At 57.3% G+C, this 22,471-nt stretch carries 17 protein-coding genes; 6 read left to right on the forward strand and 11 right to left on the reverse strand.

The annotated features are described in order from the left end of the window. Positions 1 to 52 precede the first annotated feature (52 nt). Positions 53 to 4,036, reverse strand: a complete 3,984-nt coding sequence (locus ACQE3D_RS02165; RefSeq protein WP_313729227.1) for a hypothetical protein — start codon at positions 4,034 to 4,036, stop codon at positions 53 to 55. 136 nt (positions 4,037 to 4,172) lie between these two features. On the opposite strand from ACQE3D_RS02165, the gene ACQE3D_RS02170 reads away from it, so the two are divergent. Beyond that, a complete protein-coding gene (locus ACQE3D_RS02170; RefSeq protein WP_313729226.1) occupies positions 4,173 to 5,648 on the forward strand; it encodes a RimK family protein in 1,476 nt (491 codons plus the stop codon). A gap of 52 nt (positions 5,649 to 5,700) precedes the next feature. Here ACQE3D_RS02170 and ACQE3D_RS02175 read toward each other — a convergent pair whose 3' ends face one another. Further along, a complete protein-coding gene (locus ACQE3D_RS02175) occupies positions 5,701 to 6,945 on the reverse strand; it encodes a pectin acetylesterase-family hydrolase (RefSeq protein ID WP_071156173.1) in 1,245 nt (414 codons plus the stop codon). Positions 6,946 to 7,023: 78 nt separating this feature from the next. Beyond that, positions 7,024 to 7,533, reverse strand: a complete 510-nt coding sequence (gene tssJ, locus ACQE3D_RS02180) for a type VI secretion system lipoprotein TssJ (protein ID WP_064029949.1) — start codon at positions 7,531 to 7,533, stop codon at positions 7,024 to 7,026. A 424-nt stretch (positions 7,534 to 7,957) separates the two neighbouring features. On the opposite strand from tssJ, the gene ACQE3D_RS02185 reads away from it, so the two are divergent. Then, complete coding sequence (locus tag ACQE3D_RS02185) at positions 7,958 to 8,344, forward strand: sirohydrochlorin chelatase (RefSeq protein ID WP_313729225.1); 387 nt, start codon at positions 7,958 to 7,960, stop codon at positions 8,342 to 8,344. Positions 8,345 to 8,690: 346 nt separating this feature from the next. Here ACQE3D_RS02185 and ACQE3D_RS02190 read toward each other — a convergent pair whose 3' ends face one another. Next, entirely contained in the window at positions 8,691 to 9,407 is a 717-nt protein-coding gene (locus ACQE3D_RS02190) for a YebC/PmpR family DNA-binding transcriptional regulator (RefSeq protein WP_064029947.1), read from the reverse strand. Between the two features lie 377 nt (positions 9,408 to 9,784). Between ACQE3D_RS02190 and ACQE3D_RS02195 the strand changes: the two genes are divergently transcribed. The 3 genes from ACQE3D_RS02195 to alr all read left to right on the forward strand — a co-directional run bounded on the left by ACQE3D_RS02195 (position 9,785) and on the right by alr (position 12,808). After that, the gene (locus tag ACQE3D_RS02195) at positions 9,785 to 9,913 is read left to right on the forward strand and encodes a hypothetical protein (RefSeq protein WP_313729224.1); all 129 of its coding nucleotides are present in this window, start codon (positions 9,785 to 9,787) and stop codon (positions 9,911 to 9,913) included. A gap of 358 nt (positions 9,914 to 10,271) precedes the next feature. Then, on the forward strand, positions 10,272 to 11,666 hold the full coding sequence (gene dnaB / locus ACQE3D_RS02200; protein ID WP_064029946.1) for a replicative DNA helicase: 1,395 nt from the start codon (positions 10,272 to 10,274) through the stop codon (positions 11,664 to 11,666). Next, complete coding sequence (alr, locus tag ACQE3D_RS02205; RefSeq protein ID WP_071156165.1) at positions 11,663 to 12,808, forward strand: alanine racemase; 1,146 nt, start codon at positions 11,663 to 11,665, stop codon at positions 12,806 to 12,808. The genes dnaB and alr overlap by 4 nt, the downstream gene beginning before the upstream one ends. Positions 12,809 to 13,154: 346 nt before the next feature. Here the strand turns inward: alr and prlC are convergent, their stop codons facing one another. The 7 genes from prlC to hemB are packed head-to-tail and all read right to left on the reverse strand — an operon-like array spanning position 13,155 to position 21,679. Then, positions 13,155 to 15,245, reverse strand: a complete 2,091-nt coding sequence (gene prlC, locus ACQE3D_RS02210) for an oligopeptidase A (RefSeq protein ID WP_313729223.1) — start codon at positions 15,243 to 15,245, stop codon at positions 13,155 to 13,157. Positions 15,246 to 15,274: 29 nt separating this feature from the next. Continuing rightward, positions 15,275 to 16,633, reverse strand: coding sequence for an HDOD domain-containing protein (locus ACQE3D_RS02215; protein WP_313729222.1), 1,359 nt, complete (start codon positions 16,631 to 16,633; stop codon positions 15,275 to 15,277). Position 16,634: 1 nt separating this feature from the next. Then, positions 16,635 to 17,921, reverse strand: a complete 1,287-nt coding sequence (locus ACQE3D_RS02220; RefSeq protein ID WP_281022097.1) for an HDOD domain-containing protein — start codon at positions 17,919 to 17,921, stop codon at positions 16,635 to 16,637. 1 nt (position 17,922) lies between these two features. Further along, positions 17,923 to 19,203 carry an HDOD domain-containing protein gene (locus tag ACQE3D_RS02225; protein ID WP_071156157.1) on the reverse strand — a complete coding sequence of 427 codons (1,281 nt, stop codon included), beginning with the start codon at positions 19,201 to 19,203 and terminating at the stop codon, positions 17,923 to 17,925. 60 nt (positions 19,204 to 19,263) lie between these two features. Next, a complete protein-coding gene (gene aroE / locus ACQE3D_RS02230; protein ID WP_071156155.1) occupies positions 19,264 to 20,112 on the reverse strand; it encodes a shikimate dehydrogenase in 849 nt (282 codons plus the stop codon). Continuing rightward, positions 20,109 to 20,681: a hypothetical protein gene (locus tag ACQE3D_RS02235; protein ID WP_313729221.1), complete on the reverse strand. Its 573-nt coding sequence runs from the start codon at positions 20,679 to 20,681 to the stop codon at positions 20,109 to 20,111. Before ACQE3D_RS02235 ends, aroE begins: the two co-directional genes overlap by 4 nt. Next, positions 20,663 to 21,679, reverse strand: a complete 1,017-nt coding sequence (gene hemB, locus ACQE3D_RS02240; protein WP_313729220.1) for a porphobilinogen synthase — start codon at positions 21,677 to 21,679, stop codon at positions 20,663 to 20,665. Before hemB ends, ACQE3D_RS02235 begins: the two co-directional genes overlap by 19 nt. A 144-nt stretch (positions 21,680 to 21,823) precedes the next feature. Here hemB and ACQE3D_RS02245 point away from each other — a divergent pair, with 144 nt between their 5' ends. Beyond that, entirely contained in the window at positions 21,824 to 22,471 is a 648-nt protein-coding gene (locus ACQE3D_RS02245) for an MlaC/ttg2D family ABC transporter substrate-binding protein (protein WP_064029930.1), read from the forward strand.

Genomic DNA, 22,471 nt, shown 5'->3' on the forward strand with positions numbered 1-22,471 from the left:
GCTTGCGAGAAAACTCGGCGGGCAACACATTCGGTCGCGCGGACGGATACGCCTATTCGCCTGCTCCGCGCCAAATCCCCCCAACGGACCAACACAACCAAGCCCAACGCAGCCAGTTGAGCAAGGCTCTGGCCAGCCACAGCGCCCAGGCCAGCATCAGCAGATGGTAGGCGAAAATCGGTAGGCTGACCACGCCGGCCGTCGGCAATCGCGCTGGATTGCGGTCTTGATACCAGTTCAGTCGATAGGCGTCGGAGTGATTTCCGGCAATTTGCATGTCCGGGGTGCCCAGCAATCCCTGTCGCACCGCTAGGCCTAGCAGGGTCAGCGCCAGCAAGCCTAACAAGGCCAAGCCGATCTGGCTGGCGTTAAAGGCCAGTCGGGAATGGGCCGGCCGTCGGGCGCGCCAATCCAGTGCAAACAAGCAAGCGACCACGGTCAGCGCGGCGGCGATATGTAGCTGGCTCAGGCCCACCAGCAACAAAAACCAGGCGCCGCCGCCGAGCGGCACGCGGCCAATTTTCGCTAAGCCCCAGGCCGCGCCGGCCAGCACGACCAATAAGCCCCAAATCAGCGCGGCCGGTCCGAAACGCGGTCCAACCGTCCAGACTGGCCAGCGATCACGAGGTATAGTCATATGGATATCGCTGTTGACGCTAGGCGTGCCCAAGTCCATCGGCGGGGTTTCCAACCAAAAGCCGGGCTCGGCGGCGGCTTGCCAATGGACTTCGATCCGTTGTTCGCCCGGATGAATCGGCAGACTCAGCGTCGCGCCTTGTTGGCGTATCGGTTGACTGGCGCCGTCTATCGTTACGCCTTGCAATTCAGCGCCGGCCGGCAGCGTCAGCTTATGCTGGCCGCCCTTGGAGCTACGTAAGTGCAGATTTAAGCGGCTATCGACGCCGCGTTGGCCAGGCGTAACCTCCAGATCGCTATGATCGATGGTCAGCGTATCGCCCGCTAGGGCCGCCGGCCTGTCTATGCTCAATTCGACCGTTTCGCCCGGCCACGGCCGCCACTCCGGCAGCCAGACGCCGGCATCGCCGTGATGAACCACCGCGATGCCGGCGATTCGTAAATGCCAAACCGGGCTGACGTCGGCTCGCCAGACTTCGGTCCATTGAGTCGTGTCCGGCGCCTTCAGCGTCAAATGCGCGGATTTTTCCAACAGCGATTCCCAAACCAAACCCTCTTGGCCGGCGGCCATATTGATCAGTACCTTGCCGTCCTTGACGCGGACCTCCGAGCTGGTGACCGCTTCGCCCGGCAATAGCGGCAACTCCAGCAAAACCGGCTGACCACTGGCAACCAATGGCTCGATGCGGGTGGTGACGCGCCAATCCAAGCCCAGATGCAAGGTCCGTTCGACTCGGACGAAAGCCGGTAGCGGTTTGGCCGCTTTTTGGCCTGGTTCGCCGGACTCGCGCGGCTCACGGCTAAATTCCAGCTGCGGTCCGGCCAAGCCGTCTTCATAGACGCCGCCGATCGTCCAGCCTAGGGCTTCCAGCGTGACATGGCGCGGCGCCAACGGTAGTGGTAGCGCGAACTTGTCCAGGTTGGCGTAGCGACCTTGCAATTTGAAAACATGCACGCCGGCCGGCACCAGCACGCTCAAGCCGCCATCTTCGCGGCGAATTGCTGTCCGGGCGGCGCTGCCGTCGACATCAATGCGTTCGGGAAACCAGATGCCCAACTTGGCGGGCAGCGGCACGGCCACTTCGCGCTCGGCGGCGATTCTCAGTTCGATGGTCAAGGTGTCCTGGCGGGCAAACACCTGCATCTCGGCAATCTGCGCGCATTGCGGGACGCAGGCTGGCGGCTCCAGCAGGCGAGTTTTCAGTTGTTCCAGCAAGGCCTGATCCGGCCAATCAGCGGCATGGACCGGTGGCTGGGGGGCGATCAGCAGGATCAAGATCAATGACGCGACCGAGCCTTTGCCCAGGCGCCAGGCGGGCAGTGTGAAGCCGGCCAGACGTAGGACCAATAAGGCCGCGATAGCCGTTTGCAGCACGCGTAGCAGCGCGGTGGCCCACGGCGGTAGATACCAGAACCGCAAGTGCTCGGTGCTATCGACCGGACCGTTCCAGTTTAAACGGACCCGTTGCCAATGCCAATTCGGCAAACCGGGGCCGGTTTGTAGATTGGCGTCCGGATCGATGCGGTCCAGGCCGGCGGCCGACGAGAGTGGCGCCGACATCGGCAAGGCTTTGCTCAAATACGCGCGCCTCGGCGCCTGCTCGGCAGCGGCGGTTTCGGCCAGTTCGGCGGGCGCCGCGGCCGTTATCGCGTCGGCGCCGGCCGGCACCTCGGAGTAGCCGAAATCATTGAAGGCCGCCGGCTCGGCCAGCTGCGGATAGACGGCCGCGCGCAATTGGTCAATCGCGAACGGCACCGCGACAATCACCAGAGCCGCCAAGCTGGCGCCGCGATACCAAGTCAGCCAGCGGGCCAAGCGTCCGCTCGGTACCACGCGAAGGAGTCCGGCGATGGCCAGACCGTTCGGCCACAACCAGCGCGGCGCATCGGCTTCGTGCCAGATCAAGACCAATCCGAGCAAGGCCAAGCCGCCCCAAGCCGGCGACCAGAGCCTGCCGGCCGCGATCGCGGCCAGCGCGACCAGAAACAAGTCCAGCAAAGTCCAGCGCGCCAGCCAGGTGTCCGAGCTGTTGTCGACGCCGGTCACGGCCAATAGTCGCCAACCCGGCGGCAGGTTGAGTTCGGCGCGCAGCGATTGAAAACGTTGCTGCCAGCCGTCGGCGGCTATTTCAGAGATGCCGTTTTCGATGCGGCTATCCGCGCTGAGCTCGATCGCGCCGCGCCGGACTTCGATGCCGTCGGATTGATCGAGCCGGGTCAGCAGTTGGTTTTGGCCGTTCAATTGCACCTGCCCGAGCCGGGTTTCCGGCAGCGCGTTCAGCCGCCAATCTCGGCTCATCGTGCCGCTGATCTTGTCGTTAACGGTGTAGCCGCCGCCGTCGAAATCCAGCCACAAGGTCCGGACCAGGGACAGTTGATTGGGTTCCGGCTCCGGATCGCCTCGACGCAGCAGTTTGAAATGCAGACTTTGCCCCGGTGTTACTTGATAGGTCGGCAAGTGCCGCCAGTCTTCGGGTAAATTGGTCTGGCTGCCGTCGATCGCCGGCAGATTGTCGATTTCCACCAGGCGCAGGGCAGGCATGGCTTGAAAGGTCCACAGTTCGGCGCTCGGCCATGAGGCTTCGCCGGTCGGCAAGGCCATCTCTTCGACGGGGCCGGGATGGCGGGCGAGCAATTCGACGCGCCAGCGTCCAGGGCGCAGTTGTAGCCAAAGCCGGCCGTCGCCGTCCAGCCGGGCCGGCAATGGGCTGGTCAGCTCGACGGGAATTAGGCCGGGCAGCAAGGCCAGCGGCAGCGCGATTTCCCGGGCGGCGCCGGATACTTCCAGATCGAGGCGAGTGAGCACTTGCAAGGGGATATCGTCGATGATTTGGCGGAATACTTGCACGTCCAAGCGATCCTGACCGGTGCCGCCGGCATCGGCGCGCGGCCAAACCGCGCCTTGCTCGATGGTCGGATAAGGAATGGTTAGTCCGGCCACGCTGAGTTGCAGCGGACCCACAATCTCCGGTAGCGCTAACTGTTCGGGTAGCTGTTGCCAGCGAAACTCGCCGGCGATCCGATAGCGTCCGGCCGGCAGATAGACCGCCGGCTTGCCGTTGCGAATCAATACCGGCAAGGCTTGCCGGTCGGCGCTTACCGCTTGCGGCCAATGGCGTTCGTCGCCGGGCAGTTCCAGCCAGTCGCGGCGATACAGGGTCCAGTCGCCGGCGAACCGGCCGCCGTCGCTTTCCAGTTGCAATTGCAACGGTCCCGGCCATAGGCACTGCTTGGATTGAAAGTCGTCGTGGGCGAACGGACAGCCGTGTTCGGGCTGGTCGTGCAGCACCCACTCGGCCCAGGGTACCAATGGGGCTGGCAGCGCATCGGGCGGGATGGCGCCGGCCGTACGCCAGAACCAGAGTCCGAAACATAACACCACGCACATCAATCGCCACATTCTTGCCTCCCGAATCAATTCCCGCTCAAGCGCCGATAACGGCGTCATTATGCGGCATGGATTGGTGCTTGTGAAAATCCGCGGTCGGTTTCAGAATGCCCAGCTTGTTTCCACTCTCCGCAAGGCAATTTCCGCGATGGCAAGTACGCTACTGGTAGTCGACGACCTTTCCGACTGGGGACCTTATTATCCCAGCGAACATGTCATCACTTTCGAAACCTATCTGGCAACCGCGTATGCCGATCCGGATCGGCGGATGCGGATCATCAATTTGTGCGGCGACTATGCCTATCTATCGGACGGGTACTACTGTTCGCTGCTCGCGGAAGCGCGCAATCACCATGTGATTCCGTCGGTAAAAGTCATCAACGATTTGGGCAAGAATGCCTTGTACCGTCTGCAACTGGAAGATTTTACCGAGCCTTTGCTGCGAGCATTCAAGAAGCAGAACAAGGATGGCGAGTTCGCGCTGTACAGCTATTTCGGCACCACACCCGATCCGGCGTTTCAAGAGTTGGCGCGCTTGCTGTTCGAGCGCTTTCCCTGCCCGATTCTCAAGATTACGCTCCGCCCGCAACAGCAATGGGAAATCACCGATTTGACCGCAGTATCGCCGCGGCAGTTGAACGACGACATGCAAACCTTGTTCGCCGACGCGCTGGACAAATTCAGCAAGAAAGTCTGGCGCAAGAGCCGGGCCCGAAAGTCCGCGCGATTCGATCTGGCGGTGCTGATCAACCCGGCCGAAACCTTGCCGCCCAGTAATCGCGGCGCGTTGAAGAAATTTATCCACGTCGGGCGGCGGATGGGCATCGACGTGGAACTGATCACCCAGAATCACTACGGCCGGATTCCCGAGTTCGACGGCTTGTTCATCCGCGAAACCACCGCCATAGACCACCACACTTACCGCTTCGCAAAAAAAGCCGAGGCCGAAGGCTTGGTGGTGATCGACGATCCCAATTCGATTTTGCGTTGCGCCAACAAAGTCTATTTGGCCGACCTGTTCCGTACCCACCGCGTGCCGTCGCCGCGCACGTGGATTTTGCACAAAGGCAATGCCGCGCATCTGGACCAATTGGAAGCCGCCGCCGGTTTCCCGGTGGTGATCAAGATTCCGGACGGTTCGTTCTCGCGGGGTATCGTCAAGGTGAATAATCGGGCGGAATTGGATCAAAAAGTCGCGGAACTATTTCAGCAATCGGCGTTGCTGTTGGCTCAGGAGTTTTTGTATACCGATTTCGACTGGCGTATCGGCGTGTTCAACCACAAGGCTTTGTACGCTTGCCGTTATTTCATGGTGAAAAATCATTGGCAGATTTACCGGCACGGCGCTAACCGCACCGATAGCGGCAGTTTCGCGACGTTACCGACCTTCGAAGTACCGAGGGTGGTGCTGGAGGCCGCGCTGAAAGCCACCCAGCCGATAGGCAACGGATTGTACGGCGTGGATGTCAAGGAAGTGGCCGGCAAGGGCTATGTCATCGAGGTCAACGACAATCCCAGCATCGACAGCGGCGTCGAGGACCAGTATCTGGGCGACGAACTTTACCGCGCCATCATGGCGGAATTTCTGCGGCGGATGGAAAACCGTGGTAAGGGTTTGGCGTGAATGCCCTGCTCGGCTTATTGGCGAGGCAGGGCTACGTAGAGTTAACCGCAAGTTAAAAAAGGCGGGAATAAAATCGATTCAGACAGGCTTCAATACCGTCCGTTGTTAACGTTTCTTCGCCACAATTCTCGCCCAGCGTGCAACTCAGGTTGCGCCAGCGATGCTTTTTGCTATAGGACTCTCCAGTCTGGGTTTTGATCCAGTCTAGAAAGCTAATACCTTCTAACGCCGACGTATAAAACTCACTGTAGCTTAATATCGTATGGTCACAACCGGGGTCGATATAGCTGCGATAATTGTGTGGCAGGTTGGTTTGATTAGCTACAGTCATTTCCAGCATACGAGTGCTCCAGGTCGCCAGGTCTGGTAAAGGTTGCGGGATTGGTTGCATAAGATTCCAAAATATTGCTTGAACATAATCGTATGCGTTGGTGTATTGGCTGAATCGATCTTCGGGATATTGATTAGCGAGTATCCTCAGTGCTGAAGGTATAAAATTTAAACCTTCAGTTACCTTCGATAATCGCCTTAATGCGGGGTGCAAGGTTTGCTCTATCGACCAGGATGTATTTGTTCCAAACAGTGAGTCTTGGATGAATTCATCGGTCAGTACTCCGATACTGCCGTCACTGACCAGAGAAGTTTTCGCATTGCGGCCCAGAATTTTCTTAATCCAGGGATAGTTCAGCGTACTACCGTATCCGCCAGCACTGGAGCCGGATACCAAAATTTTATCAAGATGTCTGTATCGGCTATCCAGGTAGTTCATCACGTACAGGAAGTTATCGAAACCGCGGTGATGAACAGTAAACACATCGGGAACGGCGTTGTTCGGACTGAGCTGCGGGTTGCTGTAAACGGTTTCTTTCGCCCCGATGAACACGTCGCCCGTACAGTAAGGTAGAAAGACTATTGTCCAGTCCTTGTATGGGTTGCTAGGGTTGTCTATCGCAAGAAGGCCATCCCAAGTTGCCGGATTATTGGCGAGATTGGTGCTCGGTATAAAAGTTGCCTGACTCGGATCGTTGCCGAATGCGGTGGAACAGGTGCTGTAATTCCAGCAAGCGCCACCTCCGTTGAAATACACCACCAACTTTTCAGAGTTGCCTGGCTTCAAATAAAACTTGTACCCATCCTCAAACGCGCAGCTCGGATGAATTCGCCGCGCTTGGCCGGTTACATTAACCCGATAGTCTCCAGGAGCAACGACAACTTCTTGCCAAGTGTCCTTGGCTTGCACACAGGTGGTGGCCAATAATGCGGCGGCACCAAAATAGCGCCAAAACTTCGAATTCATAGTTTTTCCTCGTAGTTATTGAACAAATTAAGAAACACCCCGATTCGCATCGAGTGGTTATAGGTTCGGTTCGACAAGTCATTCCGCCGGCTTGACCGCTAGCGCGGGCGGCGGCTCGGCGGATGCATCGGCAGCCAGTGTATTCCCCTTGATTTTCAAAGTCACCATGTTGTTTTGATGCGCGACCACCGGCGCGACGGCGCGCCATTGAGCGTTATCCAGCTTTCGAAAAGCCGCGAAAAACCCTAGTGAGCGAGTGTCGCCGGCGGGTTCGATATGTATCGCTTTGTTCTCGCCGGGTTTGATCAGCAATTCCTGCTTACGGACCAAATCGGCGGCCAGCGTGGCCTGATCTTTATCGAACAGTGCAAAAAAGTCCGCGCCATTGAACGAGCTTTGTTCACGCAGCTCGTAAACCCGCAGCAAAACCGGGGCGGCCTTGCCGTCGGTATCGGGGTTGATCATCGGCGCGCTTTCGATCTTCAGATCGACCTGAGTCGGCGGTAAGGGCGCCGGTTGCTCCGGGGTTTCGGCACATCCGAGAACCAGGAGTAAGGGCAAGTTGAACAACAGTCTGGTTAACCACATATTGAAAGTCTCATCGGTGTTGGTAGACGCCGAACGCCGCTTAGGATACGGCGTCAGGGTTTGCGGACAGTATAGTCCTATCCGGTGTTTCGGTGGATGGTAGGCGTCGGAGCCGGTTAGGCGAATCGCGCGCGGAAAATTTCTCTGCAACGGTCTGCAATCGCGGCACACTGGCGGAAACTTTTGCGGTGCTTTTGTCATCGCTGGCGCAAAGAACAAGGTTGCTGGCGAGGTTCGGACCGGGGGAGGAATGGAGGTTTCAAACGAGTGTCGTCTCAGTACTCGGTAGACCAATTTGCCGATATCAATGCCTGAACGCCTAGCAATGCGCAGGTTTTGTCGCGGGAACCTCTCCCTCCCTGGTGTCGCCGTTCGCGACGTATGTTAGTGGGTCGCGACGCCACCAAATCTCTAAGGACATCGAATGAAAACGATGAACACTCACTTGTTACTGGTCGCGCACGGCAGTCGCCGAGAACAAGCTAACGACGAGATTCGTCGATTGGCGGACACCTTGGCCATCGGCAGCCGTTATGCCGGTGTCGCGTGCGCATTCCTGGAAATTGCCGAACCGAGCATCTCGGACGGTTTACGTAGGCAAATTGCGGCCGGCGCGCGGCGTATTGTCGTCTTACCTTACTTTTTGGCGGCCGGTCGTCATGTTGGCATCGATATTCCGGCGCAAGTAGAGGGCATGCGCTGTCAGGCGCCGGAGGTCGAAATTCTGATTGCCGAGCATTTAGGCAGCGCGGCCGCGATGCGGCCGGTGTTACTCGATTTGGCGTTCGATTGTCTGGGCGAGCTTTCGTGAAAACATAGCGGATGAGAACAGCGATTTCGGTCGTTCCGGCGTGCTAGCGATTTTCATTTTTTTCGCTGATTTTGCTCGGGGCATAAAAAAGCCCGCATATTGCGGGCTTCGTCCGGTTTATTATTGTGTTTTGGACGTCTGTCGAATTGATTTCGACAGCTTAACTTGCTGCGCTTATTGTTGTTGTTTTACCAGCGAACTGGCCGCTCTCCTCCCCCGTTGAAAGATGACGATTCTTGCCAATCGCATCGACCTAATTCAAGGTGAATGCATTCTAAGAGATTAAAACCGGGTTGTCCAGAAAAACTGCGACAAATTGCCGCAGTTTTTTCCCGATTCCTCGCGGTCAATAGGCGGCGTCGTGATAAACGTTTTGCACGTCATCCAGTTCATTCAGCATATCTAAAAATTTTTCGAATAACACCGCGTCGTCGCCCGCGATCGGCGTTGAACCCTTCGGTAAAAACTGAATTTCATCGACTTCGAAATCGATTTCACCTAGCAAGTCGGTCAGCGCCTGCTTGGCTTTGAAATAGTCGGCTTGCGGCGTGAATACCGTTAACTTGCCTTCGTCGTTTTCAATATCGCTGACATCGACGTCGGCGCTCAGTAGGGCTTCGAGAACGCTGTCTTCGTCATCGTGGCGAAACGCCAGAATCGCGGCGTGATCGAACATGTGGCTGACGGTGCCCTGCGTACCTATCTTGCATTTGGTTTTAGTAAAACACAGACGTACGTCGCCGAAAGTGCGATTCGGATTATCGGTCAAGCAATCGACGATCACCATGCAACCGCCCGGGCCAAAACCTTCATAGCGAGCCGGCGCGAAATCCTCGCCGCCGCCGCCCTTGGCTTTGTCTAGGGCTTTGTCGATGACGTGGCCGGGGACCTGATCCTTTTTAGCCCGGTCGATAAGTCCGCGTAAGGTCAAATTGCCGGACGGGTCGACGCCGCCGGACTTGGCGCAGACATAAATTTCGCGGCCGTATTTGCTGTATACCTTGGTCTTCGCATCGGCCGTTTTGGCCATCGACACCTTTCTGTTCTGGTAGGCTCTACCCATCGGACTGCTGCTCCATAGACAACGCGGTTAAAGGCGCGGATTTTAACGCCAAGTATTTTTTCGCGGGAAACTTTTCGCTGTCGGCTGGTCAGCGGGGCGCGGTCGAGCCGATTGGCGAGGATGGCCTTGATGAATCTTCTTTGTATCCGACTCCGGCAAAAATACCGCAATCCGGTCCAACGTAGCCGAAAACCGGAAAAACTCCCGCACGATATTGAAATTTAATTTACTTTAACAATGAATTTTAACGGCTTGTTTTAAATTGTATTGTTGTTGTACTTCATTGATTGTGTTGCCAAAACCCCTGAAAGGGGCTATTGAGTTTTATCGGGAAAGTGGCAAACTCGCCAAACGGGAGGCTTTAATTGGGAGGTACTATGAAAATACTAGCTATCTTGGTCTTGGCGGGGCTCGGCTACGGCGCGGTCAGATTTATTCTTACAGTGGTTAAAGAACTGGCGTTGTTTGCCGTCGAAGCTTGGCGCGATATCGAGGTTGAGCAATAACGCTAACCAAAAATCAATTCATACAAAAGGGCTACGGGCCTATTATTGCAGATCAGCAAACAGCCGGGTAAAACCGGCTTTTTTGTGCCCTAGAGTCCGAGAAAGCCGAGCTTGGCTAATAAAGGAAGACGTAGCGTAAAACAGCTGTCGCAGTGTTGTTGGTGGTCAATTGCCGGTGAGATGTGGGTAGGCCCTGACAAAATTGAAACCGCTAGTCGTCCGAGATGTATTGGTACGCGGCCTACTCGCCGAACGATATACTTTGCATTTTCCGTCGGCATGCGACGTCGTCGCCATCAGTCTGTCCGAGTAGTTAGCCGGTTATAATGCGCGGCCAGTATTCGCCCTTTCCGTTGCCATGTCCGAAGATTATTACTTTTCTCCCGATCAAGCCGTCGAGTCTCTGAAAGTCCCGCCGCATTCGATCCAGGCCGAACAATCCGTGCTGGGTGGCCTGCTGCTGGATAATCGCACCTGGGATTCGGTGGCCGATAAAATCGTCGAGGGCGATTTTTACCGACGCGACCATCGTTTGATCTTTCGCGCGATCGCTCAATTGGCCGAGAAACAGGATCCGTTCGATGTCGTGACGATTTCGGAAGTCTTGGAAGCCACCGGCGAACTGCAGGACGGTGGCGGCCTCGCGTATCTGGCTTCACTGGCGCGCGACACGCCCAGCGCCGCCAATATCGTCGCCTATGCCAACATCGTCCGCGACCGCTCGGTCTTGCGGCAGCTGATTCATGTCGGTACCGAAATTTCCGACTCGGCCTTCACCACCGAAGGCCGGGAAACCGCCGATTTGTTGGAAAACGCCGAGCGCAAGGTATTCGAAATCGCCGAGCAACGCCAACGCGGTCAAGGCGGTTTTGCGTCGATCAAATCCTTGCTGGCCAAGGCGGTGGACAAGATCGAAATGCTGTACGAGCAGGACGGCGACATCACCGGCGCCAGTACCGGCTTCACCGACCTCGACGAAAAAACTTCCGGACTGCAACCGTCCGACTTGATTATCGTCGCCGGCAGGCCTTCGATGGGCAAGACCACGATCGCGATGAACATGGCCGAAAACGTGGCTTTGAAAAGCGGGATGCCGGTCGCCGTATTCAGTATGGAGATGCCGGGTGAAGCCCTGGCGATGCGGATGATGTCGTCGCTGGGCAGGATCGATCAGCACAAGGTGAGGACCGGCAAGCTCGACGACGACGATTGGCCCAGACTGACCTCGGCGATCAATCTGCTGGCCGAGACCAAAATGTTTATCGACGACACCCCGGCGCTGACGCCGACCGAGGTGCGTTCCCGCGCCCGCCGTTTGACCCGCGAGCACGGCCAACTGGGTTTGATCGTGCTCGATTACCTGCAGCTGATGCAATCGCCGTCCAGCGGCGATAACCGCGTCCAGCAGATTTCCGACATCTCGCGCGGCCTGAAGGCGCTGGCCAAGGAGCTGAACGTGCCGGTGATCGCTTTATCGCAGCTCAACCGGAATCTGGAGCAACGCCCGAATAAACGGCCGGTGATGTCGGATTTGCGCGAATCCGGCGCGATCGAGCAGGATGCCGATTTGATCATTTTCGTGTATCGCGACGAGGTGTATCACGAGGACAGTCCGGACAAAGGTATTGCCGAAGTCATCATCGGCAAGCAGCGGAACGGTCCGCTAGGCACGGTGCGACTGACCTTCCTCGGCCAATACACCCGCTTCGAAAACTTCGCGGGCGTTTATACCGGTAGCGAGGATTACGAATGACGCCGGCCGCTTACGTGCATCTGGATCTGGACGCCGCCCGCCACAATCTGGCCCAGGTTAAACGCTATGCGCCGAACAACCGGATCATGGCGGTCATCAAGGCCAACGGCTACGGCCACGGTATGGATAGAGTGGCGGCGGCGTTGGCCGAGGCCGACGGTTTCGCGGTGGCGCGGGTCGATGAAGGCGTGCGCTTGCGCGAGGCCGGATTCACGCAAGCGATTACGGTCTTGCAGGGCTTTGTCTGTCTGGACGAGCTGCGTTTGATGGTACGCCACAAACTAGCGGCGGTGATTCATACGCCGCAGCAAATCGGCATTTTGCGGCAACTGGCGCCGGAATCCGAAAAATTACCGGTTTGGTTGAAAATGGATACCGGTATGAACCGCCTGGGTTTCAAGGGCGGCGACTTTTTGGCCGCTTATCAGGCGCTGGCCGATTGTGTCGCCGTCGCGCAACCGATCAATCTGATTACCCATTTCGCCAACGCCGACGACTTGCTCGACGACAAAACCCGCCGCCAGATCGACGTATTCAACCATGCGGTCAAAGACTTCCCCGGTCAGCGTAGTATCGCTAATTCGGCCGGCATCATTGGCTGGCCCAACGTGTCTTCCAACTCGGCACAGGTTAGGGGGGGGGATTGGGTCAGGCCGGGATTGATGCTGTACGGCTGCTCGCCGTTTGCCGGTAAAACCGGCGCGGATTTCGGTCTGCGACCGGTGATGAGTCTGCATTCGCGGTTGATCGCGGTCAAGTATGTCGCCGCCGGCGAATCGGTCGGTTACAGCGGCACCTGGACTTGCCGGCAACCGACCCGGCTGGGCGTGGCGTCGATAGGCTATGGCGACGGCTATCACCGTCACACCCAAAGCGGCGCGCCGGTGTTGGTCAATGGTCGGCGTGTGCCGTTGATAGGCCGGGTGTCGATGGACATGATCACCGTCGATCTTAATAGCCAGCCGGACGCCCAGCCCGGCGATCCGGTCACGTTGTGGGGCGAGGCCTTGCCGGTCGAGGAAATCGCCCGTCACGCCGACACGATACCTTATACCTTACTCTGCGGGATTACCCAGCGGGTGCAAGTGATAGAACGAAGCCCGGCGGAAACTTTTGTCTCCGCGACGACCATGGCCGGTTGAGTTGGCCGTTGCATCGTGGACAGCCAGGCTTAACGCTGCTTATGCCCTTTGAAAAACGCCAGCGCGCTGGTCGGACCCGGTGCGCGAGGTAGCTCGCGATGTGCCGACACGAGGCGGTGCGGCTTGGCGAGGCTGTAGGCCTTGATCGCCGCCTGAAATCCCAAAGATGGATGATCCCAGTTTCAGGTGGTCGAGATGCGCTCGATTCGAGTTTCAGGCGATCAAAGCATGTCGTACAAACTGCGGAGTGCCACCGGCGAGAACTGTCCGAACCGGTTCTGTTCGATTGCGAACGACCGGTTCTTGACTAACGGGCTCTCGACCAGTTTGGTTCACGCTGCCGTCGCTAAGCGGCAATCCCGTTGTGCCGTAGCAAGGCGTCAATCCGTGGTTCGCGGCCGCGGAAGTTTTTAAATAAAGTCATCGCGTCGCTGCTGCCGCCTTGTTCCAGGATATTGCGCAGGAAGGATTCACCGGTAGCGCGATCGAAAATGCCTTTTTCCTCGAACAGCGAGAAGGCGTCGGCCGACAGGACTTCCGCCCATTTATAGCTGTAATAACCGGCCGCGTAACCGCCCGCGAAGATGTGCGAGAAGCTGTGGGCGAAGCGGTTGAATTCGGGCGGCTTGACCACCGCGACTTGCTCTCGCACTTGTTGCAAGGTCTGATATATCCGTCCGCCCTTGGCCGGGTCGTAGTGCTGGTGAATTTTGAAGTCGAACAGGCTGAATTCCAGTTGCCGCACCATCATCATGCCGGCCTGAAAGTTTTTCGCGGCCAGCATCTTATCGTACAGCGCATCCGGCAATGCCTCTCCGGTTTGGTAATGGCCGGAAATCAGGCCCAGGGCTTCCCTGTCCCAGCACCAGTTTTCCATGAACTGGCTGGGCAGTTCCACCGCGTCCCATTCCACGCCGTTGATGCCGGACACGCCGAGGTGGTCGATCCGGGTCAGCATGTGATGCAGACCGTGGCCGAATTCGTGGAACAGGGTTTCCACTTCGTCGTGAGTTAGCAGGGCGGGGGCGTTGCCGGACGGCGGTACGAGTTCCATACTCGTTACCGCACCCCCACCATCCCTGGCGATCGGCGGCGTGAAGTTGCAGGTCAGGTAGGCGACTGGCGTTTGCAGGCCGGTCGAGGTTTTCTTGCGGCAGACGCAATCGTCCATCCAGGCGCCGCCGCGCTTCTTGGCGCGGGCGTACAAGTCCAGGAAGAAGCGGCCGCGTAGTGCGCCGTCCTTGTCGGCGATTTGATAAAAGCGCACATCCGGGTGCCAGGCGTCGAACTCCTGGATTTCGCTGATTTGCAGACCATACAGGCGTTCGACGATCGCGAACAAGCCAGGTACGACTTTGTTGTCCGGAAAGTAGGTCTTCACTTCTTCTTGCGACAATTGATAGTAGTGCTGGCGCATTTTTTCCGAGTAGTAGCCGATGTCCCAGGCTTGCAGATCGTGCAGGCCGTGTTCCTGGGCGGCGTATTCCTTCAGCTCGGTCAGGTCGCGGCGCGCCTGGCGCCAGGATTTGTCGGCCAGGTCTTCCAGAAATTTGACCACATCGTCGGTGGACTTGGCCATTTTGGTGGCCAGCGAATATTCCGCGTAATTGCTGAATCCCAGCAATTGGGCCTTTTCGTGGCGCAGAGCCAAAATCTGCTCCATGATGTCGGTGTTGTCCCATTGGCCGGCGTGCGGACCCTGGTCGGATGCGCGGGTGCAGAAGGCTTCGTAATGCTCGCGCCGCAGTTCCCGATTGTCGGCGTAGGTCATGATCGCCAGATAGGACGGAAATTGTAGATTGATCAACCAGCCGTCCTTGCCTTCGGCTTCGGCAGCCTGCTTGGCTTGGGCAATGGCCGACTCGGGCAGGCCGGCCAAATCGTCGAGATGGGTAATTTGCTTGTGCCAGGCGTTGGTGGCGTCGAGCAGGTTTTCCTCGAACTGGCTGGCCAACTTGGACAGTTGCTGACTGATCTCCTTGTAGCGCGCTTGTTGCTCGGCTGGAAGGTCGACACCGGACAAATGAAAATCGCGTAGTGCGTTATCGATAATCTTTTGTTGGGCGGGTTCGAGATTGGCGAATTCATCGCTGTCGCGAATGGCTTTGTAGGCTTGTTGCAGCGCCTTGTTTTGGCCGGTTTCGGTGGCGTAGGCGCTGAGTTTGCCAAGGCAGGCGTTGTAGGCGTCGCGCATGGCGTCGCTGTTCACGACCGAATTCATGTGGCTGACCGGCGACCAAGCCTTGTTCAAGCGGTCTTCGGCTTCCTCGATGGGCTCGATCAGGTTATGCCAAGTGTAGGGGCCGCCGCCTGCTAGCTGGGTATCAATGGCGGCGCGAGCATTGGCCAGTAATTGATCGATCGCCGGTTCGACATGTTCGGGCAGAATTTTGGAAAATTGCGGGAGTTCGGTACGTTCTAATAAAGGATTGGTCATTACGGTAGCCGGAAAGTAATCGGAAAAAATCAGGATAACAGTTGCATCGCCACCTGCACGCGGGCCTGAGCCTTTTGTAACACGGAAAGCGAAAAATCGGGGTTGAGCTTGCCCTCGCTGAGTTTGGCGTAGGCCGGTATCGAGCAAATATAGGGTAGGTCGCGGGATTTGCCGCTACCGAAATAGCTGTGTAATTTGGCTAGCATGACAATGTCGCTCAGCGTCAGTTCCGAGCCGCTGTCATACAGCCAATTTTCGGCGAGTGGCGGAATGCCGGTTAGGGTTTCCGAGAAGCCCAAGGTATGCAGTACCAGAGTGCCGACCGGAGCGCGCAGATAGGTTAGCGAGGCTTGTAACTCCTCCAGGCTGGGGCTGGCGTCCGGGAAGTGTTCGGCAAAATGCAGTAGCGGTATCGCGCCAATGTCGGCGACCAAACCGGCCAGCAATGCGTCTTCCGGGTTGATGCGGCTGCACGCCTGGGCCAGCACGAAGCTGAGGCTGGAGACGTACAAACTGCTCCGCCATAACGCTTGCATGGCTTTCATCAGCGCTGGGTCCTTGCAATGGAACAGTTGCTTCAAGCTGATGCCCAGAACCAAGTTGCGAGTCGCGTTGAGGCCGATGCGCGATACCGCGTCGTGGCAATTGTGGATCGTGTTGCCGGTGGAATACAGAGCGCTGTTGGCAACCTGAATCAGTTTGGCGACGATGGGCGGATCGAGTTGAATAATTTCGACGGCGTCGGCTATCCCTATCTCCTTGCGCATCGCTTCCTTGAGTTTAAGCGCGACGTCGGGTAACGAGGGCAACCTTAACTGATTTTCCCGGTAGGCTTGGGCAAAGCTGACAAAGAACTGGTGGCCGTTCAACGACTCGGGGAGTTCGATATCCACCAGTTCAACACAGCTGGTCGATTCTCGGCAGTGGTCGGACCATAGCCGGTTCAGCTCTATCGAGACTTCCAGGATCAAGACGTCGTCGAGCGCGGTGGCGGTGGCGCCGCAACGCGTGGCGCTGTTTAACGGCAGATGGGCTCGCGGGGTGTCGGCGACGATTTCGTAGCTGCTTTCGCTGTCGGGTTGCATGTTGAGCCGCCCTCGCACTAAATAAAACACGCTGTCGGTGCGCTGGTCGAAGGTGAAAATCACCGAATGTTTGGCGTAGCGGAGGGTTTGGCGCGGCAGCGCGGCCAAATGCGCATCGTCGAGATTGCGTAGCGGAACGAATTGCTTGAGTTCCGCTGGAGGCAGGGATTGTTTGAGCCTCGACATCGGCGGTGTCACGCCCGGTATTTCCACCGGTATGTTTACGTTTTTCGCGGCGATGTTGGTTGGCGCCGAAGACGTTGGCGGCGGCGTTTTTTTGAAGAGGCGCGTGAACCAGTTCATGTCAGGCCCGGAAAAATGCCAAGGCCTCGGCGATTTGCTGTTTGGCGTCCTGCAGTACTTGCAGGGACATGTCGGGCGTTAACGCGCAGTCGTCCAGTTTATGAAAAGCCGGCAAGGTGTTCAGCGGCGGCAACTTGTGCATCCGGATGCCCCCCAACTGACTGTGAAATTTGGCTAACAATACAATGTCGTGCAATTGCAGGCCCTCGCCGGCGTCGTAATACCAGTTTCCGGTTTGCGCCGGAATTTGGATCAGCGTGTCCGGAAAATGCCATTTTTTCAGTATGAAAGTGCCGAATAGCCCCTGTAGGTAGTCGATGCAAGCGTCGAGTTCGGCCTCGGTGTACTCTGAAGCGGGCAGGCTACCAGCCAATGTAATGATAGGCAAGACGCCGATATTGTGAGTCAGGCCGGCAAGCAAGGCTTCGTCGGCGTTGATCTTTTTACCGAGACCGGCCAAGGTACAACTCAAACTGGCGATTTGTATGCTCTGCTTCCAGGCTTGCTGGGATTTTTGCTGAAGCACTTTATTGGTGCTGCGGAACAATTGGTGCAGGCTGACGCTGGTGACCAGATTTTGAGTAATTTTGAAGCCCAGATGATTGACCGCATCGTGGCTATTGCTGACCTGCTTTAAGCCTCGGTAGATCGGACTGTTGGCGACCTGTACCAGTTTGGACGAAATCGCCGGGTCCAGATTGACGATTTTCACCGCATCGGCGACGCTGATGTCTTTTTGCAATGCACTACGCAGCCTTAAGGCGACGTCGGGCAGGCTGGGGACTTGCAGCGCGTCGGCGTCGTAGGCCGCGCAAAGTTTCGCGAATAGCCGGCTATTACGCAGTTCGGCGGGCGGATTGGCGCGGTTTGCCAGCGGATTGTGTGGCTGAGCGCTGCTTTGTCGCAGTAACGATAGTGGTAGGTAAATCAGCTGGGATGGGGTTTGGGCAATGGCGCTGACGCTATGTTCGCCGTGAGCCGCCAACGGATAGCAGGCCTTGAAGGTATTCTCTTCAACCGTGTATCCGCCGTTGGCCGACTCCAGAAACACTTTGCCGCTGTAGAGATAAATCAAGGTGTCGGAGGCTTCGCCGCGATTGAAGACGATGTCCCCGGCATTGAACTGGCATAACGCAATCGGCAGTTTTATCAGTTCTTTGCTGTCCAGCTCGCCGATCGGGATCAGTTTGCGTAAAAACTCGATGGGCAGACGGTGGGCCGGACGTTCGCCGTTGCTTGCCGCGGCGACGGGTTTGGTCGCCGCCCGTTTAAATAACTTGCCGAACATATCAAGTGATGAAGGTGTTCAAAGCTTCCTGAATCTTGGCTTTGGCGTCGTGCAGGATCGCCAGCGTGTTTTCCGGCGATAGCGAAAAGGTTTTCAGTTTGGCCGCCGCCGGGATCGCGCTGATTGCGGGCAGATCGGCGTTGGCCTTTTTGCCGATCAAGGCATGTAGTCGAGAGAGCACGACAATGTCGGTCAGTGTTAACGTGTCACCGCTAGCGTGAAACCAATCGCTGGAATGTTTGGCCGCCTGAATGAACTCATCGGCAAAATCCCATTCCTTGAGCACGACCGCGCCGACGGGCGCTCTGACGACGGGGATCGCTTGTTCGATTTCGGTCTCATTGTGGTACTCGAGCGGCAAGTCCGCCACGAAGCTGAGAAACGGAATCACGCCAATGTCGCAGGTTAACCCGGCCAACAGCGCATCTTCCGGATTTTGTTGCTGGCTATGGCTGGCCAGCACGTGACAAAGGCTGGACAAATACAGGCTTTGTTTCCACAAATCTTCGAGGTAAGTCTTCAGCAGCGGCGATTTGGATTTGAAAATCTGCTTGATACTCAGTGCCGTGACCAAGCTGCGCGTGGCGTTCAGGCCGATGCGGATCACCGCATCCTTACAGTTTTTGGCGGGGACAGTGGTCAAGTACAACGGGCAGTTGGCCACTTCGATCAGTTTGGCCGAGATAGCCGGGTCGAGTTGAATGATCTTGACCGCGTCATCGATATTGACGTCTTTTTGGATGGCTTGGCGCAACTTGATCGCCACTTCCGGCAGCGACGGAATTTCCAGTTCGTGGTGGTGGTGCTGGAAATGGTCGGCGAACAGCGATAACAGGCGGTTACCTTGCAAGTCTTCCGGTACGTCCAGTTTGCCGTGGTCGAAGCGGCCGGAGGTGAGCATGATTTTTAACGACACCCGCAGAATACTAATGTCGGTTTTGGCGGTGGCCGTCGCGGTTTGTTTGGCGCCGCTACAGATCGGAAACTTGGCTTGCGCGCTGCCGGCGCTGATTTCGTAACCTTTACCGTGCTGATCGGCCAAAATCACGGTTCCGTCAAGCAAGAAAATCGCGCAGGTCGAAGGCTCGTTGACCGAAAACAGGGTTCGACCGGCTGAGTAGGTTTCGACGTGGTTCTCGGCCGCGAAGGTTTGCAGGATTTCTTCGCTCAGGTTTCTGATTGGGAAGAGTTGCCGCAAGGTTTCGGTCGTGATGGGCTGTGTTCCCAGCGGGGCTGGGGATTTGCCGGAGACTTTGCCGAATAATGATTTGATGGCCTTCATGTTGGTCCGTTAAGCAATGATGGATCGTGGAAGAGTGATTGTCGTTGGGGTGGACGGAGGTCAATCGTTTCGAAGCGGAGGCAGCGTTCGCTCGCGGTTCAGCAAATCGATGACCGGACGGGTGTCCGGTCTGACGCCCCGCCAAAGATAGAAGGCTTCGGCGGCCTGCTCCACCAGCATGCCCAAGCCGTCGAGGCAGAGCGAGGCGCCGTGCCGAAGGCCCCAGTTTACGAATGCGGTAGGCTGGTTGGCATAAGCCAAATCGTAGCAGCAGCCGCCGTCGGCGAGAATATCGTCGGCCAGCGGCGGCAGGTCGCCGCCCAAACTGGCGGAGGTTGCATTCAAAATGACGTCGAAGCGGCTGTTCAAATCGGCGTAGCCGCAGGCGTGCAACTCTCCAAGATCGGCAAACTCATCGGCAATGGCCTCGGCTTTTTCGAGTGTCCGATTGGCGATGACGAGCTGCGCCGGTGCCTGTTCCAGCAGCGGCGCGACGATACCGCGTGTCGCGCCGCCGGCCCCGAGCACTAAGATCCGGCTGGCACGCAACGGAATGCGATGGTTGATGGTCAAGTCGTTGAGCAGACCGACGCCGTCGGTATTGTCGCCGAGGATGCGGCCGTCGGCCTGGCGCGCCAGGGTGTTGACGGCTTTGGCGAGCAGGGCGCGGTCGCCGAGGCGGTCCGCGAATTGCCAGGCGAGTTCCTTGAGCGGCACCGTGCAATTGAGACCTTTGCCGCCGTCGGCAAAGAAGGTCTCGACCGCGGAACGAAATTGCTCGGCCGGTACGTCCGCCGCCCGGTATTGCAGACGTTGACCGGTTTGTTCGGCGAATAGGCCGTGGATGCGCGGCGATTTGCTGTGGTTAATCGGGTGGCCGAATACGGCGTATTGGTCGATGGCTGTCATTGGTCGGCTTGTTTGCGGGATTTGAATTCCCAATACAGGGTGACGATGACGAGCAGGCCGGCGAGCACGCTGACGGGCAACATGAACTGTTCAACGTAGGCGATAATAATTGCGCATGCGCCGAGAAACAGGCCGATCAAACCCAGTTGCCAGCCGATACGGATGCCGTCCAGCATCGTGGCCAACGACAGAATCAGCAACACCACCAGCGTCGCGGCGTTTTCGTCGATACGGCCCGATTTCTGCAGCAGAAACGCGCCGCCGGCGACCAATACCGCACTGGCCCAATGCAGCAATTGTTCCTTGAACGCAGCGGCGAAGTCGAACGTGTGGTTTTTGGCTTTCATCCGGCCGATGGCGATCGAAATGCCGGCGAATACGGTGACCATGAACAACCAGAAAGCGTAACCGTCTTCCGGCGAAAAGCGGGTGACGGCGATACCCAGCATGGACAGCAGCAGGAGCAGAATAAATACACCTTCCTCCAGCCGTGATTGCCGACGCTGTTCGGCATTGCGGATGTCGCGCGCGGTCGCCATGGCTTGTCGATCTAGGTTTGTTGCAGCCATTGTGCCGCCGGTTTGGCGAAGTAGGTCAAAATTGCGTCGCAGCCGGCCCGTTTGAAGGCGAGTAAGGATTCCAGCACGACCTGACGTTCGTCTAGCCAGCCGTTTTGGGCGGCGGCTTTCAGCATCGCGTATTCGCCGCTGACTTGGTAAGCGAACGTCGGAACGCCGAAACGATCCTTGGCGCGGCGAATGATGTCCAGATAGGGCATGCCCGGTTTAACCATGATCATGTCGGCGCCTTCTTGTAAATCGAGCGCGATTTCGCGGATCGCTTCGTCGGAATTGGCGGGGTCCATTTGGTAGCTGTATTTGTTGCCGCCGCCCAGATTGCCGGCCGAGCCGACCGCGTCGCGGAACGGGCCGTAGAAACTGGAGGCATATTTGGCCGAATAGGCCAGAATGCGGGTGTTTGGGTGGCCCTGGGACTCCAGGACGTTGCGGATCGCACCGATTCTGCCGTCCATCATGTCGGACGGCGCGACGATGTCGGCACCGGCCTCGGCATGGGATAGGGCTTGTTTGCGCAGCACGTCGACGGTGGCGTCGTTGACGACGTATCCGTCAGCGTCAATCAGGCCGTCCTGGCCGTGCGTGGTGAACGGGTCGAGCGCGACGTCGGTAATTACGCCGAGCTCCGGAAATTCAGATTTCAGCGCTCGCGTACAACGTTGCGCCAGGCCGTCGGGATTGTAGGCTTCTTCTGCGTTCAGCGATTTTTGACCGGGGTCGACGACCGGAAAGAGCGCGACGGCGGGGATACCCAACTTGACTAAGGATTCGGCTTCCCGCAACAGCCGGTCGATGGACAGGCGGCTGACGCCGGGCATCGACGCCACGGCTTGTTGGACGGATTGGCCTTCGACGACAAATAATGGGCAGATCAAGTCGTCGGTAGTCAGGCGGTTTTCCCGCATTAATCGGCGGGAAAAATTCTGGGAGCGCATGCGGCGCATCCGGGTGGTTGGGAAAAAGTCGTTAGGGGTAGACATCTTTTCCATAGTAAAATAGTGAGGTGTTTGCCGATCCTCCGCGGGTTGGTCGAGCCTGAGGCTGGGTTTTCCGCTTCGGACCTTAATTGTAGCAGTGTATGGTTTGGGAAGGCTGAAATTAGCGCCCTGTATCCTTATTAAGAGATGGTTTATATGTATATCAAACGTTATTTGCAGTTTTTATTGATGGCGATTTGGGCGGCGACGGCGTTGGGCTGGGCTTCCGGCGCGGCGGCGGAAGGCGAGCCGCAGAAGATTATCGAGGACGCCTCGAACAAGCTGAAGCAACGCATGCAGGAGCCTGGGTTTACGCAGGATTTCAAAAAAATCACGGTGTTCGTACACGACGTGATCTACCCGCATGTCGATTTCGACCTAATTTCGACGTTGGTGCTCGGCAAAATGTGGAAAGACGCTACGCCGGCCGAGAAGGACGGTTTTAAGAAGGAGTTCCAAACCCTGTTGATTCGCACCTATTCCAGAGCGTTTGTCGAGTTCAAGGACTGGTCGGTGCGTTTTCTGCCGGTTAGCAGCGAAGGCGACGATAAAAAGGTATTGATCAAAACCGAAATCTTGCAACCTGGCTTGCAACCGATTGCGGTCAACTACCGTATGCTGAACGAGAAAGGGGCTTGGAAAGTCTACGACATCCTGATCGAGGGTGTTAGCTTGGTCACCAACTATCGGACCAGCTTTAAAAACGAGGTCGAACGTTCCGGATCGTTGCAGGAAGTGATCAATCAGTTGGCCAAGCGCAATACCGAGGCGCTCAGCAACAACAACGTCCCCAACAATTCTTAA

Origin of the sequence: Methylomonas sp. MS20, from assembly GCF_050275925.1 — a bacterium.
In the GTDB taxonomy this organism is placed as follows: domain Bacteria; phylum Pseudomonadota; class Gammaproteobacteria; order Methylococcales; family Methylomonadaceae; genus Methylomonas; species Methylomonas koyamae_A.